This is a genomic window from Nocardioides nanhaiensis (genome assembly GCF_039542785.1).
Taxonomy (GTDB): Bacteria; Actinomycetota; Actinomycetes; order Propionibacteriales; family Nocardioidaceae; genus Nocardioides; species Nocardioides nanhaiensis.
In genome coordinates, this window is record NZ_BAABIM010000002.1 from 677164 (window position 1) to 691565 (window position 14402).

Here is a 14402-nt window from a genome sequence, read left to right on the forward strand (position 1 = left end):
CGGCGGACCCTACGCGTCCGTGGCGGGCCAGGTGGGGGTGAGGTCGGGCAGCGCCAGGTCGAGGTTGGGCTGCTGGATCCCGCCGTCCACCTCGAGCAGCTTGCCGGTCACGTACTGGCCGGCCCGCGAGGCCAGGTAGAGCGCCGCGGCGGCGATGTCCTCGGCCTCCCCCACGCGACCCAGCGGGGTGCCGGACTCCATCTGCTCCATCATCTCGGGCACGCCGGCCACGAACTCGAGCGCGCTGGTCATCACCGACCCCACGAAGATGCCGTTGACGCGCACGTGCGGAGCCAGGTCGGCGGCGGCCAGCCGGCTCCAGTGCGCCAGCCCGGCCTTGGCAGTGCCGTAGGCAAGGTAGCCGCGCCCGGAGGCCCGGCCCATCATCGAGCTGATGCTCACGATCGACTTCTGCCCCTCGGGCGCCGCCGAGAGCATCAGCGGCACCGCCGCTCGGGAGAGCGCGTGAGCAGTGCTCACGTTGAAGTGGAAGGCCTCCTCCAGGTAGGCGACGTCGGTGTCGAGGAAGGCGTTCGGGATCGTGCCGCCCACGTTGTTGACCACCGTGTCGAGCCGCCCGAACTCGTCGACGGCGCGCTGCGCCAGCGCCGCGACGGCGTCGGTGTCGCTGAGGTCGGCGGGCACCACCAGCGCACGGCGACCGGCCGCGCGCACGTGCTCGGCCACCTGCTCCAGCTGGCTCTCGGTGCGGCTGGAGAGCACGACGTCGGCGCCGGCCTGCGCCAGGGCGACGGCGGTCGCGGCACCGATGCCGCGCCCCGCACCCGTGACGACGGCGACGTGGTCGGTGACGCGGAACCGGTCGAGGATGCTCACGCCGTGGCCACCAGCCCGCGGCCGGTGACGAGCGGGAGGTCGAGGGCGGTGACGATGCCGGGGCGTGCCGCCACCACGTGCGGCGCGGCGTTGACGATGCGCATGGCGGTGGTGATCATCCCGGAGACGTTGTGGTCGCCGTGCTCGCCGTGGTGGGTCAGGTCCAGGCGCAGGTAGGGCTCGCCGGTGATCTCGACGCGGTAGCCGCCGCCCCCACCGCCGGGCCACTGGTCCCACTCGGGCACCTGGTCGTCGGCCGTGCGCGTGATGTGCTCGAGCGTGACCCGCGGGACGCCGTCCACGGTGCCGGTGAGCTTGAAGTTGACCGCCCCCATCGTGCCCTCGGCCACCTCGACCGAGTGGGTGGTGACGCTGCGCTCGGCCGGTCGCCGGTCGACCTCCTCGACCAGCTCGTCGTCGAGGGTGAGCCCGAGACCGGCCGCGACCAGCCGCACGCACGAGCCCCACGCCATGGTCAGGATCCCCGGCTGCCACAGGAAGGCCGGGAAGTCGAGCGGCTTGCCGAACCCGAACAAGTCGTTCATGACGACGTCCTGCGTGTAGGTGTCGTAGTTGCAGATCTCCATCATCCGCACGTGGTCGACGCGCTGGCTCAGGCTCGAGAGCACCAGCGGCAGCACGTCGTTGGCGAAGCCGGGGTCGATGCCGTTGACGTAGAGGCTGGCCCCGGTGCGGGCGCACACCTCGTCGATGCGCGCGAGCATCTCGGGCGGCAGGATCTTCTCGGGCCACTGCAGCAGCACGGGCCCGCTGCTCACGACGTCGATGCCGGCCTCGAGGAACGACACGAGGTCCTCGATGCACTCGAAGACGCGGTCGTCGGCCATCGCGGTGTGCACGATGACGTCGGGCTCGAGCCCGAGCACGGCCTCGCGGTCGGTGCTGGCGAGCACGCCGAGGTCGCGGTCCAGGTCGGCCAGCCGGCCGGCGTCCTGGCCGTCCTTGGCCGGGTTGCTGACCCAGACGCCGACCAGCTCGAGCGCCGGGTGCCGGTCGATGCCGGCGATGGCGTGGCGGCCGATCGTGCCGGTGGACCACACCACCGTGCGGAGCGGGCGGTCGGCGGGCTCGGGCGCGGCGGGCGTCGTCATGCGCGCAATCTAGAACACGTTCTACCTGGCGGCAATGGTCAGCGGCTCCGGGGTCACCAGCGGGCAGCGGGTGCCGGTGTAGATGGTGGGCATGCAGCGGTTGCAGTGGATGCAGACACCGGCGGTGGCGCGGCCGGCCGCCAGGCGGTTGACCAGGTCGGGCTCGCGCAGCACCGCACGACCCATCGCCACGAAGTCGAAGCCGTCGGCCATCGCCTGCTCCATGGTGGCCAGGGTGTTGATGCCGCCGAGCAGCATCAGCGGCATCCGCAGCCGCTCGCGGAACCGCACCGCCTTGGGCAGGAAGTAGCCCTCCTCGAACGGGTACTCCTTGAGGAACGAGCGCCCCACCGGCGTGCGCATGCCCAGCCGCACCGGCAGCGGCATGGAGGCGGCGAACTCCGCCACCGGGGCGCCGCCGCGGAAGAGGTACATGGGGTTCATCAGCGAGGAGCCGCCGCTGAGCTGCAGCGCGTCGAGGTGCCCGTCGGCCTCCAGCAGCGCCGCGACCTCGAGACCCTCCTCGGTCGTGACGCCGCCCGCGAAGCCGTCGGAGAGGCTCAGCTTCGCCGTCAGCGCCACCTCGCCGCCGACCTCCTCGTGCACCGCCCGCGCCACCTGCCGCGCCAGCCGCGCCCGGTTCTCCAGCGACCCGCCCCACCGGTCGCGGCGGCGGTTGAGGCCGGGCGCGAGGAAGGAGGAGATCAGGTAGCTGTGCGCCATGTGCAGCTCGAGCACGTCGAAGCCGGCGCGCACCAGCAGTCGCGCGGCGGCCACGTAGTCGCGGGTGACGCGGGTCAGGTCGCGCTCGGAGGCCGAGCGGATCATCTGCATCGAGAGCGGGCTGGGCATCCGTGACGCCGCCAGCGCCCGCGCGCCGTTGGAGCGCCCGTTGGCCACCGGTCCGGCGTGCCCCACCTGCCCCGCGATCGCCGCACCGGTGGCGTGAACCTCCTCGGTCAGCCGGCTGAGCCCGGCCAGCGCGTGCTCACCGACGACGATCTGCTCGCGGTGCGTGCGCCCCTCGGGAGCGACGGAGAGGTACGCGACCGTGGTCAGGCCGATGCCGCCGCGGGCGACGGCGAGGTGGTACTCGACGAGCTCGTCGGTCACCTGCCCATGCGGGGTGCGCCCCTCGAAGGTCGCCGCCTTCACCGTGCGGTTGCGCAGCCGCACCGGACCCAGGGTGGCGGGCGCGAAGACGTCGGGGATCTCGGTCATCGCAGAACTGTAACGCGTTCTAGTTCTGGTGCCGAGCCGCCTGGGAGCATCAGGGCGTGGGCGAGGTGGGAGGGCCGGGACGCGAGCAGGAGCGCACCGTGGCGGTGCTGCGGGCCGCGGGGTGCGTGTTCGCCGAGGAGGAGGCCGCGGCGCTGCACGCCCACGAGGCCGACGGCGCCGCGCGCGCCGCGCTGGTGCGCCGACGCGCCGCGGGCGAGCCGCTGGAGCACCTGCTGGGCTGGGCCGAGCTCGACGGCGAGCGGGTGCTGGTCGACGCCGGGGTCTTCGTGCCGCGGCAGCGCAGCCGGCTGCTGGTGCGCGCCGCCGTCGCGGAGCTGCGGCACGCGGGGCACCCCCGCAACGCGCCGGTCGTCGTCGACCTGTGCTGCGGCAGTGGCGCGCTGGGCGCGCTGGTGCAGCGCCGCGTGCCGCACGCCGAGGTGCACGCCGCCGACCTCGACCCGGCCGCGGTCGCCTGCGCCCGCCGCAACCTGACGCCGACGCGGGTGCACGAGGGCGACCTCCTCGCCGCGCTCCCGGGCGGCCTGCGCGGGCGCGTGCGGGTGCTCGTCGTCAACGCGCCCTACGTGCCCACGACCGCGATCGCCACCATGCCGCCGGAGGCACGTGACCACGAGCCACGGCTCGCCCTCGACGGCGGCGCCGACGGGATCGCGGTGCAGCGACGCCTGGCGGGCGACGTCGCGGCCTGGCTCGCGCCGGACGGCGTCCTGCTGCTCGAGACCGGGCGTCACCAGCGCGCAGCGACCACCGCGCTGCTCCAGGCCGCCGGGCTCGCCGTCGACCAGCTGGAGGATCCCGAGGTCGACGGGTTCGCCGTCCGGGCCCACGCGGCGCCCGGTCGCCCGTAGACTCACCGCACCCGCCACACCCTGCTCCCGAGCGCGGGCCCCCGGAGGACCTCCCATGAGTTGCGACGACGCGCCATGACGCGCCCCGACGCGCGCCACCGTGGCCGCCGTGGCCGGGCCCCCCGCCTGAGGTTCGCGGCCGTGCTGGCCGGCACCGCGCTGCTCACCGGCTACGCGCCGGTGGTCTCCACAGGCTCGGCGGTCGAGCAGCAGCAGGCGGCGGCCGCACCCACCACCGCCCGGTGGAGCGACGGCGGCGCCACCGCCACCCACCTGGCACCGGTGGTGGCGCAGCTCGAGGTGCCGCCCGGGCCCAGGCAGGTGCTGCGCGTCGACCTCGACGGCGCCCGCTTCCTCGACGTCCCCGACGGCTGCATGCCCAGCTCCACGCTCAACGTCCGCTCGCGGCTCTCGGCGAGCGTCGAGACCCTGCACTGCTGGGTGCGCGAGGCCAGCCGCACCCGCCGGATCACCCTGACCGGGCTCGTCGTGGCACCGGCGGGGCGGACCGTCGACGGCACCGTCACCTCCCGCGCGGGCACCAGCTCGCTGGGCCGGCGGCTGGTGCTGCCGGGCCGCGACCTGCCCGCCTCGCGGCTGCGGCTGGTCTCCAGCCCCGACTTCCTCAACGCCGACGTGGGCGACCTGCGCGACACCCCCGCCCGCTGGACTCCGCGGCGTCACCCCAACTCGATCAACGGTGACTACCGCCGCGCCCTCGACACCGTGCTCGACGACTGGCAGTCGCTGCGGCCCGACGCCGTGCTGGTGGCCGGCGACATGGTCGACGGCTGGTGGGGCACCGACCCCGCCGAGTCGGGCACCTTCGGCCCCGTGAAGACCGCTGCGCAGCGCCGTGCCGCGCTCAAGCGCGCCGCCGCCACCTACTACCCCCAGTGGCTGGAGCGGTTCCGCGAGCGCAACCTCGACGTGCTCACCGCCATGGGCGACCACGAGTACGGCGACGACCCCTGGCCGGCGCGCAAGGGCGGCCTCGCCCGCTCGTTCGAGGGCGCCTACGCCCGCCACCTCGGCAAGCTGCCCGAGCGCACGGCCCGCACCCGCTTCGACGGCGTCCGGGTGAGCCGACCCCGCGGCGTGCACCGCACCTCTGCCTACGCGATGCGGCCCCGCCCCGACGTCCAGCTGGTCACCCTCAACGTCTTCGACATCACCCCGCAGCGCTCGCGCGTGAGGCTCGACGACCAGCAGATGCGCTGGCTCAAGCAGGTGCTGCGTCGCGCCGAGCGCGACCGGGTGCGCTGGATCGTCGTCCAGGGCCACACCCCGATCCTGTGGCCGGTGCGCACCAAGGGCTCCAGCGGCCTGCACTACGAGGGCGGTCGCCGCTCGGAGCTGTGGCGCACGTTCAAGCGCTACGGCGTCGACCTCTACCTGGCCGGCGAGGTGCACGCCACGACCGCGAGCGAGGCCGACGGCGTCACCCAGATCGCCCACGGCGGCGCCTTCCAGTACGGCCTGACGACGGCGCTCGTGCTCGACTTCACCGACGACTTCGCGTGGGTCTCGCTGCGCGACTACGACGCCGTCCGCGGCGAGGCGCGCAACGGCGTCCGGTTGTGGGAGACCCGGCCGGCGGGCATGCCCGCACGGTTGCGCGTGGACCCAGATCCGTTCACCATCGGGACCGGGATCCTGCTCCCCGACGGCGACCTGACCAGGCAGAGCGGGATCCTGCAGCCGGTGGACTGACCCCCGGCAGCAGAGCAGCAGAGCAGCAGCACAGAGCAGCACAGCGAAGGAGCACCGATGAACCGTCGTTACTGGGCCCGCCGCAACGCCCTGCTCGACCCCGTGGCCAACGCTCGCGAGATCTACCGCACCCTGGTGCTGCACGAGTTCCCGTGGGACATGAACCAGGCGCTCAGCTTCGCGCTGTTCCGCACCTACGCGGTGCCCTCGATCGGCGACCTGCTCGACCGCACCGGTGAGTTCACCGGCCGTGTGCAGAAGCGCTACGACGACACCGGTCTGCTGCTCGAGGCACCGCTGGTGCACGGGTTCGACAGCGACGCCGGGCGCGTCGCCGTCCGGCGGATCAACCAGATGCACCGCCTCTACGACATCAGCCAGGACGACTTCCGCTACGTGCTCTCCACCTTCGTGGTGGTGCCCAAGCGCTGGAACGACGACTTCGGCTGGCGCCGCTTCACCGACGGCGAGGTGCGCGCCAGCGTGGAGTACTACCGCACGCTGGGCCGGCACATGGCCATCACCGACATCCCGGCCACCTACCAGGAGTTCTCCGACCTGATGGACTCCTACGAGGCCGAGCATTTCGCCTTCCACCCGGGCTCGCGGCGCGTCGCCGATGCCACCCTGGGCCTGATGCAGACCTTCTACCCCTCCGTCGCCGCCGCGCCCGCCGAGGTCTTCGCCCGCGCCCTGATGGACCGCCCGCTGCTCGACGCCCTGGGCTACGAGGAGCCCTCACCCGCCGTCCAGGCGGCCGCGCGTGCCGCGCTCAAGGCGCGGGCGGTGGCGCTGCGCGCCGCGCCGGCCCGCCGCCGTCCGAAGTACACCGCCGACCTGCCGGGCGTGCGCAGCTATCCGCAGGGCTACGACCTCGGTGCAATGGGCTCCTTCGCTGCCGCACCCGGGTGCCCGGTGCCGCACGCCGCGGCTCCCCGGCGGGAGTCCGTCGGGGTGTGAGCCCTCGGCCTCAGCCGGCGCGCTGGCAGGCCGGGCAGAGCCCGAACAGCTCGAGCGTGTGGCTGACCTCGGCGTAGCCGTGCTGCTGGGCGGTGGCGGTGGTCCACCGCTCGACGGCCGGGCCCTCGATCTCGACGGTGGCACCGCACTGGCGGCACACCAGGTGGTGGTGGTGGGTCTCGCTGCAGCGGCGGTAGACGGCCTCGCCGGCATGGTTGAGCACGTCCACCTCGCCGGCGTCGGCCAGCGCCTGCAGCGCGCGGTAGACCGTGGCCAGGCCGACGGCCTCCCCCTCGCGGCGCAGCGCCTCGTGGATGTCCTGGGCGCTGCGGAAGTCGTCGGAGGCGGCGAGCTGCGCCGAGACGGCCCGGCGCTGGCGCGTGGAGCGCTGGGCGGGTGCGACGTCGGGAGAGCTGCTCACGGCGGCCAGGGTACCCGGGCGCGCCGGTTGCCCAGCGGCGCCGCAGCATGTTGATAATGACTGTCACCTCCAGCTGCACCCTGCCGACAGGACCCCGATGACCGACTCGACCACCCGGCCACCGCGGCAGGCGCGCCGCCGCGCCATCGGTCAGCCCGAGATCGTCGCGCTCGGCGTGCTGGCGGTGCTCCTGGGCGGTCGCTGGATCGCGCCGCTGCTCGACGTGCCGACCCTGCAGACCTGGAGCACGATCTTCGTCGCGATCGTCATCCAGTCCACGCCGTTCCTGGTGGCCGGCGTGGTGCTCTCGGCGTTCATCTCGATCCTGCTCAGCGAGCGCGTGCTGCAGCGGGTGGTGCCCAAGCGCCCCTCGCTGGGCGTGCCGGTGGCCGGCATGGCCGGCATCGGGCTGCCCGGCTGCGAGTGCGCGGCGGTGCCGATCGCCGGCAGCCTGATGCGGCGCGGCGTCGCCCCCGCCGTCGCGCTCACGTTCCTGCTGGCCGCCCCCGCCGTCAACCCGGTGGTGCTGGTGGCCACCGCCGTCGCGTTCCCCGACACCCCGCTGATGTGGGTGGCCCGCTTCGTGGCCTCGTTCAGCACCGCGGTGCTCGTGGGGTGGTGGGTGCTCTCGCGCACCGGTCGCCTGCCGATCATGAACCGCGCCCCCGCGCTCGACGCCACCGCCAGCAAGCGCGAGCGGTTCGTGGCCACCGTGCGCCACGACTTCCTGCACGCCTCGGGCTTCCTGGTGCTCGGCGGCATGATCGCGGCCGCGGTCAACTCCTTCGTGCCGCCCGCGGTGCTCGACACGCTCGCCGGCCAGGCGCTCGTCGGCATCGTGACCATGGCGTTCTTCGCCTTCATCGTCGCGCTGTGCTCGGAGACCGACGCCTTCGTCGCCGCCAGCTTCACCGCGTTCTCCGACACGGCCAAGCTCGTCTTCCTCGTCGTCGGGCCCGCGATGGACATCAAGCTCGCCGCCATGGAGGCCGGCACCTTCGGGGTGCCCTTCGCCCGCCAGTTCGTGCCGGTGGTGATCGGCACCGCCATGGTCGTGGCCAGCCTCGTGGGATGGTGGCTCCTGTGACCCGCCAGACCCAGGGCCTGCTGCTGGCTTTCCTCGGCACGGTGCTGCTGCGCCTCTCGCTCAGCGACGCCTACCTGCGCTACGTCACCGAGTGGATGAAGTGGCCGGTGCTGGTCAGCGGCGTCGTGATGATCCTGCTCGCCATCGGACCGATCTTCCTCGACCCCGACGACGACGGCCACGCGCACGCCGACGGTGACGGCGAGGGGCACGGCCACCGGGTCCCCCGCGTCACCTGGCTGCTGGTGCTGCCCGGCCTGATCACCTTCGTCATCAGCCCGCCCGCCCTGGGCTCCTACCTCGCCGAGCGCCGGCTCAACCAGGCGGCCGCCGCCGAGCCCGCCGTCGTCGCCGACCTCGAGCAGGGCGCCACCACCACCATGCCGCTGCAGGAGTACGTGTGGCGCGCGCAGAGCGGCGGGCAGTCGATGGCCGAGCGCACCATCGAGCTCACCGGCTTCGTGACCACCGACGACGCCGGTTGGTACGTCACCCGCCTCACCCTCGGCTGCTGCGCCGCCGACGCCCGCGCCTTCCGCGTCGCCGTCGAGGAGGGATCGGTAGACGAGGTGCCCGCCGAGGACCAGTGGGTCACCGTGACCGGCAGCTACGTGCCCGGCACCGGCACCCAGTTCGGCCAGGACCCCGAGATCGCCGTCGAGACGCTCGAGCAGATCGAGAAGCCCCGCCAGACCTACGAGTGATCAAGCGAGCCGTGACTGACCGAGGAACGAGGTCAGGCACGAGCGAGACGAGGTTGAGCGAGCCCCGCGGCTGAGCTCGCGAGGCCGCGACGGGCGAGTCGAAACCCGCCAGCTCACGGAGCGCGCCCGAGGTCGAGCACCTCGCCGAACCTATGAACGAACGACCCTCTCCGGCACGATCTCAGGCGGCAGCGGCCAGGGCGGAGAGCCCTTTGTTCATCAGTTCGGCGTGCGCCACCGCAGCCAGGAGCGTCCGGCGCACTGCCTCGGGGCGGTGCATCACGTCGGCGTGGACCAGGCGCAGGGTGAGCCAGCCCCCGACGACCATGTCGTTGTAGCGGCGGGCGTCGCGCTCCAGGGCAGACCGCTTGCCGTGCCACTCGAAGGAGTCACACTCGATGACCAGGCGGAGGTGCTCGTCCACGAGGTCGGGCCGGTAGCCCAGACCCTCGAGCACCACCTGCGGACGGACCCGCAGGCCGGGGACGTCGAGCGCGATCGCCCGGGCGACGGACTCGAACGGGTTGGCGGCCAGCGGGGTGCACAGGGCGGCGACCTGCTTGAGCTGCCGCGAGCCAGGACCTCGGGCGTCTGCCGCCAGCCGGTCGAGCACGCGCTGCCCCACGCCCTCACGGCGCGCCGAGTCGGCCACGCTGAGCGCCTCGTCGAACGGCAGCCGGCGCAGGCAGTCCTGGAGCGTCCGCTCCTGCGAGGTCCAGTGCCCGTCGACCTCCGCCGGCGTCAGCTCCGCCCGGTGCACGATCGCTCGGCGGGCACCTCGGACGGTGCGGCCGCGGCTCACGATCACCTGCGGTACGGCGGGCACGGCCTTGACGGCCCACCCGTGGTGCAGGGCCGCGTTCGTCAGGCACAGGACCCCGCCCAGGGAGGCTGCCGTGCGCACTGCCTGCTCGGCACCGGGCAGCGCGTAGCGTCCCCTCGCGTCGCGGACGACGTCGCCCACCCGCACGCCGCGCTCGAGGTCGGCGCGCTCCACGAGACCGAGCAGCGAGGCGCGTCGCGCCACACCACCCAGGCCCTCGAGGTGCTCCAGGACCGACATGCCCGACAGCCTCACGCCGAGGAGACCTCGCGGCAACCGGTCCTCCACAGGGGCCCAGAGGACGGGAGGGCGCTCGGTTTCACCGGGTCTCGTGGCTCGTCGGCTGTGCTTCTCACACCTCGACCAGCGTGCCCCTCACCACAGCCGACGCAGCGGGTCGACCCGGACGGCCTGCAGCGCGGTGGCGGAGCCGACCGACATCGCCGGCACGGCACGACGTCCGACCACCCACGCGGGGGCCTCGAAGAGCCACCCGGCGCCCAGGCGCACGAGGGTCGCGTGGAGCACCAGGCACGCCAGCACGATGGCGCCGGTGACGGCGAAGGGCAGCACCACCAGGGCCGGTGCCGGGAAGGCCGGCACGGGCAGGTGCACCACGACGGCGAGCACGGCCATGTGCAGCACGTAGACGCGGAGCGTGCGACGCCCCAGCCAGCCGAGCAGCGAGGCCACCGGGCCCGAGCCCAGGCGCACGGCGACCCGCACGCCGAGCGGGATGCCGACCAGACTGAGGACGACCAGCTCCACGCTGCGCGGGACACCGAGGACCTGCAGCACCCCGGAGAGCAGCACGAAGGCAGGCAGCAGCACCCGCACGGGCACGGGTGAGGCGGCCAGCCGGTCCACGAGACGCGGCAGGTAGGCGCCCAGGGCGAAGTAGGTGAAGTGGAAGAGCACCGAGACGCGGTTGGTCTCCTCGAACGGCAGCCAGGAGGCGCACAGCGAGAGCGAGGCGGCCGCGGCCAGCACCACCGCCGGTGGCAGCTGCCGCAGGGCGCGGGCGAGCACGAAGTAGAGCACCAGCGCGTAGAGGAACCACATGCTGGTGGCGGCCCACACCAGCTCGCCGAGCAGGTCGAGCGGGCCGTCGGTGCGGTTGGCGTCGATGGTGCGCTCGACGGCGTAGACGGGCCAGTAGAGCAGCAGCCACACGGCGTAGAGGTAGAAGCCGCCGACCAGGCGACGGCGGTGCTCGCCCCACGGGCGGTGGATCGCGCGCGCGGCGAACCAACCGCTGATCAGGAAGAACAGCGGCATCCGCACCGGCTTGAGGCCGGCCGAGACCGCGGCCCAGACGGTGCCGGCGGCCACGAGGTCGGGCGGCAGGTGGGCGGCGTAGTACTTGGTGACGTGGTGCAGCACCACGAGCAGGATGCACAGGCCCTTGGCGACGTCGGGCCAGGGCAGCCGGGCACCGGCGCCACGGGTCGGGGCGGTCGTCTCCATGCCCGGTGCGACGCCGGGCGGCTGCACCCGGTTCGCGCACCGACCCGGTCGTGACCGGATCGAGACCAGGACGCAGAACCGGGCGGCCGGTGTCCTGGGGGACACCGACCGCCCGGGGTTCAGGGGCGGCTGCGGGAGCCGGCGTGCTCGCTCAGAGGTCGAGGGGGCGCAGCACGCGGTTGATGCCGTGACCCACCTGGCGGTTGCCGCGGTTGATGTCGAGCACGCTCACCGTGGGGTTGACGGCGTTGCGGTCCAGGTCGCCCAGGATCACCCGGCCCTTCTTCACGGTGACGCGGATCGTGCCGCCCTGCGCGGTCTTCACGCGCGTGCCCCGGGCCGCGAGCACCTGCGGGGAGTTGAGGGTCTTGTTCGGGATCACGTGGTAGAGCAGCACGGTCTCGACGGTGTCGATGCCCAGTCCTGCGACCGCGTTGAAGGTGGCCCGCTCGGTGGCGGGACGGCTGCCGGTCAGGCTGGCGACCAGGCGCTGGAAGGCGACGTCGCTCGGGATGAAGGCGGTGGCCTTCTTGCTGCCCTGGGTGAGGATCTTGACGGGGCTGTTCGGCTTCGCGTCCAGCACGGCCAGCACGGCGGCCTCGGTGATGTCGTAGTCGCGCGGGTTCTTGTCGAACCTGGTGCCCTCGGCGGCGAGCACGGACGCCAGGCTCTTGGTGCCGTGCGCGGCCTGCGCGGGCGCGGTGGCACCGAGCGTGGTGACCGCCAGGGCCGAGGCGACGAGTCCGGCAGCGAGCTTCTTCTTCATCAACTTCCTCCTTGTGGTGCTCCGAGGTTCTCCCGGAGGTCTGGTGGGGGCCGGTGGTCAGTGGGGTTCAGGCGAGCACGCCGCGCAGCAGCGAGTCGGCGGAGTGCCCCGGGTCGCCGTCGTCGCGCTCGAGGCTGACGTCGACCAGCGCGTACTGCGCGAGCACGGCGGGGTCGACCTCGAAGGTGGTGGTGCCGCCCGAGGCCACCTGCCCCAGCGGCAGGAGCCGGTTGCCGGCGGCGTCGATCAGCCAGGCGTAGTAGTACTCGCGCGCCCCCGCGGCCGGCATGCCCGCGGTGCGCAGCGTCAGCTCGGCCACACCGTCGTGCGGCGTCAGCCACAGCGACCCGGTGCCGTTGCCCCGGACCGGGTCCAGGGTCGTGGTGGCCGGCGCGGTCGTCGGCACCACCGGGGTGGTGGGCTGGTCGGACGGCTGGTCGGACGGGGCCGGGGCGACGACGCTGCCGCCGTCGGCCCGGTCGTCGCCGAGCAGGCGGGAGGCGGCCAGGCCCCCGGCCGCGCCGAGCACCACCAGGGTCGCGGCGGCGACCGCGAGCGTGGTGCGACGACGCCGTCCGCGCACCGGCGGGGGGACCGGTGGGCGGCGGGACGTCGGCGGCGTCGCGGGCTCGGGCCGCGCCGGGGGCGGCTCCGTCGCGACCGGGGGGATCGGGGTGGCCGTCTCACCGGGGGCGTCGGCCGTGCCGGGGCCCTCAGGGCGCTCGCCCAGCAGGAAGCGCCCGGTGGTGGCGACGGCACGGGTCATCAGCCCGTGGGTGACGGCGGCGTCCACGAGGGCCTCGCGGCACGCGGCACACGTCTCCAGGTGGGTACCCGCCGCGAGCGCGTCGGGCTGGGTGAGCTGCCCGCGCAGCAGCGCGACCAGGTCGGGGTGCCGGGTGGGCTCGGTCATCGTGGGTCCCACCTCTCGGAATCGGTCGGGGTGTCGGTCGGGGTGTCGGAGCGGGGGGTCATCAGCGCACGCAGGGCCTTGGTGCCGCGGGCGGCGCGGGCCTTCACGGTGCCGAGGGGGACACCGAGCCGCTCGGCGATCTCGCGCTGGGTCAGGTCCTCCACGTAGGCCAGCAGCAGCACCTCGCGCTGCTCGAGGGGCAGCTCGTCGAGCGCGGCGTGCAGGTCGGCGGCCTCGGCGTGGCGCTCGGCGGTCTCGCGGCCGTCCTCGCCCACCAGGTCGCGCAGGGTGTCGACGTCGACGACGGTGTGGCGGCGCGCGCGCAGGGCGTCGACGGCGCGGTGGTGGGCCAGGGTGAACAGCCAGCTGCTGAACCGCTGCTCGGGCCGGTAGCGGTCGGCGTGGCGCCAGACGTCGAGGAAGGTGCGCTGCGCGACGTCCTCGGCCTCGTCGGGGCCCACGTAGCGGCGCAGGTAGGCGAGCACCGCGGGGGCGTAGACCGCGTAGGCGTCGGCGAGTGCCGACTCGTCCTGGGCGACGAGCCGGTGGCCGAGCGACTCACCGAGGTCCATGCCCCTACTTCGGCGTGGACCCCGCCGGCGGTTGCACAGAGCGCCGAGATTCTTGGAGTTTTTCCTCGACAGCTCGTCGAGGTGAGCGGGCGGCCGGGTGGGTACCGGGCCCTTATTTCAGGCGGGTCCCGGCGTCAGCGCCCCAGCGAGGGCAGCTCGCTGGCCGCTCCCGTCGGACGACGCCGCCGCGCGCCCGGCAGCCGGGAGACGACGTCGGAGACCGGCCCCAGCAGGGTCACCAGCTCGCCCGCCGAGCGGTCCAGCCCGCGCGCGGAGGCGTCGATGCCGCCCGCCGCCTCGCGGACGCCGTCGATGATCGGGTGCAGCTGCTCGAGCACCGGCCCGAGCCGGTCGATGTTGACCATCAGCTCCCCCAGCCGGTCGATGACGCCGTCCTCGGCCACGAGCTGCTCGATCAGCCCTTCCTTGTCGAGCAGCCGGTCGATCACGCCGCCCTCGGCGAGCATCCGGTCGATGGCACCCTCCTGCTCGAGCAGGCGGTCCAGCGCTCCGCCCGGCTCGAGGATCCGGTCGAGCGGCCCGCCGGGCGCGACCAGCCGGTCCACGGTGCCGCCGTTGGCGAGCACCCGGTCCACCAGCCCGCCCGGGGCGATCAGCCGGTCGAGCACGCCGCCGGGCTGGCTCAGGCGCGCCAGCACGCCGGCGTCGTCGAGCAGCCGGTCGACGACGCCCCCCGGCGAGAGCGCCTTGCCCAGCGGTCGCTCGGGTGCGGTCACGGCGCTGAGCATCGTGAGCAGCCGCGCGGGGCCCTCGGGGCTGACCAGCTGGGCGACCCCGATGCTGGCCTGTCCGAACGCGATGCCGGCACGCACCGGGAAGGTGAGGACCTCCACGAGGCGGGAGGGGACGAACCCCGGCAGGACGACGGGGAAGGTCAGCGACATGCGCCCAGGGTAGGCGCGCTCGCCCGGAT

At 73.9% G+C, this 14402-nt stretch carries 15 protein-coding genes; 5 read left to right on the forward strand and 10 right to left on the reverse strand.

Annotation, left to right across the window (positions count from 1 at the left end):
* Positions 1 to 9: 9 nt before the first annotated feature.
* From ABD948_RS11385 to ABD948_RS11395, 3 genes are read right to left on the reverse strand one after another with little or no spacing between them, the layout of a single operon-like run.
* The gene (locus ABD948_RS11385; protein ID WP_345265805.1) at positions 10 to 837 is read right to left on the reverse strand and encodes an SDR family oxidoreductase; all 828 of its coding nucleotides are present in this window, start codon (positions 835 to 837) and stop codon (positions 10 to 12) included.
* Positions 834 to 1949: an NAD(P)H-dependent amine dehydrogenase family protein gene (locus ABD948_RS11390; protein ID WP_345265807.1), complete on the reverse strand. Its 1116-nt coding sequence runs from the start codon at positions 1947 to 1949 to the stop codon at positions 834 to 836. Before ABD948_RS11390 ends, ABD948_RS11385 begins: the two co-directional genes overlap by 4 nt.
* 21 nt (positions 1950 to 1970) lie before the next feature.
* Positions 1971 to 3170, reverse strand: a complete 1200-nt coding sequence (locus tag ABD948_RS11395; protein WP_345265809.1) for an oxidoreductase — start codon at positions 3168 to 3170, stop codon at positions 1971 to 1973.
* A 56-nt stretch (positions 3171 to 3226) separates the two neighbouring features.
* Here ABD948_RS11395 and ABD948_RS11400 point away from each other — a divergent pair, with 56 nt between their 5' ends.
* The 3 genes from ABD948_RS11400 to ABD948_RS11410 all read left to right on the forward strand — a co-directional run bounded on the left by ABD948_RS11400 (position 3227) and on the right by ABD948_RS11410 (position 6715).
* Positions 3227 to 4042: a putative protein N(5)-glutamine methyltransferase gene (locus tag ABD948_RS11400; RefSeq protein WP_345265811.1), complete on the forward strand. Its 816-nt coding sequence runs from the start codon at positions 3227 to 3229 to the stop codon at positions 4040 to 4042.
* 75 nt (positions 4043 to 4117) lie between these two features.
* Entirely contained in the window at positions 4118 to 5755 is a 1638-nt protein-coding gene (locus ABD948_RS11405; RefSeq protein WP_345265813.1) for a metallophosphoesterase family protein, read from the forward strand.
* 57 nt (positions 5756 to 5812) lie between these two features.
* A complete protein-coding gene (locus ABD948_RS11410; RefSeq protein WP_345265815.1) occupies positions 5813 to 6715 on the forward strand; it encodes an oxygenase MpaB family protein in 903 nt (300 codons plus the stop codon).
* 10 nt (positions 6716 to 6725) lie between these two features.
* Here the strand turns inward: ABD948_RS11410 and ABD948_RS11415 are convergent, their stop codons facing one another.
* A complete protein-coding gene (locus ABD948_RS11415; RefSeq protein WP_345265817.1) occupies positions 6726 to 7136 on the reverse strand; it encodes a Fur family transcriptional regulator in 411 nt (136 codons plus the stop codon).
* A gap of 97 nt (positions 7137 to 7233) precedes the next feature.
* Between ABD948_RS11415 and ABD948_RS11420 the strand changes: the two genes are divergently transcribed.
* Positions 7234 to 8223, forward strand: a complete 990-nt coding sequence (locus tag ABD948_RS11420; RefSeq protein ID WP_345265819.1) for a permease — start codon at positions 7234 to 7236, stop codon at positions 8221 to 8223.
* Positions 8208 to 8927 carry a TIGR03943 family putative permease subunit gene (locus ABD948_RS11425; protein ID WP_345265821.1) on the forward strand — a complete coding sequence of 240 codons (720 nt, stop codon included), beginning with the start codon at positions 8208 to 8210 and terminating at the stop codon, positions 8925 to 8927. The genes ABD948_RS11420 and ABD948_RS11425 overlap by 16 nt, the downstream gene beginning before the upstream one ends.
* Positions 8928 to 9108: 181 nt before the next feature.
* Here ABD948_RS11425 and ABD948_RS11430 read toward each other — a convergent pair whose 3' ends face one another.
* The 6 genes from ABD948_RS11430 to ABD948_RS11455 all read right to left on the reverse strand — a co-directional run bounded on the left by ABD948_RS11430 (position 9109) and on the right by ABD948_RS11455 (position 14373).
* Positions 9109 to 9990: a DUF559 domain-containing protein gene (locus ABD948_RS11430; RefSeq protein ID WP_345265823.1), complete on the reverse strand. Its 882-nt coding sequence runs from the start codon at positions 9988 to 9990 to the stop codon at positions 9109 to 9111.
* A 135-nt stretch (positions 9991 to 10125) separates the two neighbouring features.
* The gene (locus ABD948_RS11435) at positions 10126 to 11217 is read right to left on the reverse strand and encodes an acyltransferase family protein (RefSeq protein ID WP_345265825.1); all 1092 of its coding nucleotides are present in this window, start codon (positions 11215 to 11217) and stop codon (positions 10126 to 10128) included.
* A 151-nt stretch (positions 11218 to 11368) separates the two neighbouring features.
* Positions 11369 to 11983 (reverse strand): fasciclin domain-containing protein, encoded by a 615-nt coding sequence (locus ABD948_RS11440; RefSeq protein ID WP_345265827.1) that lies wholly within the window; start codon positions 11981 to 11983, stop codon positions 11369 to 11371.
* Between the two features lie 67 nt (positions 11984 to 12050).
* Positions 12051 to 12896, reverse strand: a complete 846-nt coding sequence (locus ABD948_RS11445) for an anti-sigma factor (protein WP_345265829.1) — start codon at positions 12894 to 12896, stop codon at positions 12051 to 12053.
* The gene (locus ABD948_RS11450; RefSeq protein WP_345265831.1) at positions 12893 to 13468 is read right to left on the reverse strand and encodes an RNA polymerase sigma factor; all 576 of its coding nucleotides are present in this window, start codon (positions 13466 to 13468) and stop codon (positions 12893 to 12895) included. The genes ABD948_RS11445 and ABD948_RS11450 overlap by 4 nt, the downstream gene beginning before the upstream one ends.
* A gap of 134 nt (positions 13469 to 13602) precedes the next feature.
* A complete protein-coding gene (locus tag ABD948_RS11455) occupies positions 13603 to 14373 on the reverse strand; it encodes a hypothetical protein (protein WP_345265833.1) in 771 nt (256 codons plus the stop codon).
* Between the last annotated feature and the right edge of the window lie 29 nt (positions 14374 to 14402).

Coding starts and splice junctions, on each gene's coding strand:
- ABD948_RS11390 (WP_345265807.1), bottom strand. CDS start 1,949: ATGACGACGCCCGCCGCGCCCGAGCCCGCCGACCGCCCGCTCCGCACG.
- ABD948_RS11395 (WP_345265809.1), bottom strand. CDS start 3,170: ATGACCGAGATCCCCGACGTCTTCGCGCCCGCCACCCTGGGTCCGGTG.
- ABD948_RS11405 (WP_345265813.1), top strand. CDS start 4,118: ATGACGCGCCCCGACGCGCGCCACCGTGGCCGCCGTGGCCGGGCCCCC.
- ABD948_RS11410 (WP_345265815.1), top strand. CDS start 5,813: ATGAACCGTCGTTACTGGGCCCGCCGCAACGCCCTGCTCGACCCCGTG.
- ABD948_RS11420 (WP_345265819.1), top strand. CDS start 7,234: ATGACCGACTCGACCACCCGGCCACCGCGGCAGGCGCGCCGCCGCGCC.
- ABD948_RS11425 (WP_345265821.1), top strand. CDS start 8,208: ATGGTGGCTCCTGTGACCCGCCAGACCCAGGGCCTGCTGCTGGCTTTC.
- ABD948_RS11430 (WP_345265823.1), bottom strand. CDS start 9,990: ATGTCGGTCCTGGAGCACCTCGAGGGCCTGGGTGGTGTGGCGCGACGC.
- ABD948_RS11435 (WP_345265825.1), bottom strand. CDS start 11,217: ATGGAGACGACCGCCCCGACCCGTGGCGCCGGTGCCCGGCTGCCCTGG.
- ABD948_RS11440 (WP_345265827.1), bottom strand. CDS start 11,983: ATGAAGAAGAAGCTCGCTGCCGGACTCGTCGCCTCGGCCCTGGCGGTC.
- ABD948_RS11445 (WP_345265829.1), bottom strand. CDS start 12,896: ATGACCGAGCCCACCCGGCACCCCGACCTGGTCGCGCTGCTGCGCGGG.
- ABD948_RS11450 (WP_345265831.1), bottom strand. CDS start 13,468: ATGGACCTCGGTGAGTCGCTCGGCCACCGGCTCGTCGCCCAGGACGAG.
- ABD948_RS11455 (WP_345265833.1), bottom strand. CDS start 14,373: ATGTCGCTGACCTTCCCCGTCGTCCTGCCGGGGTTCGTCCCCTCCCGC.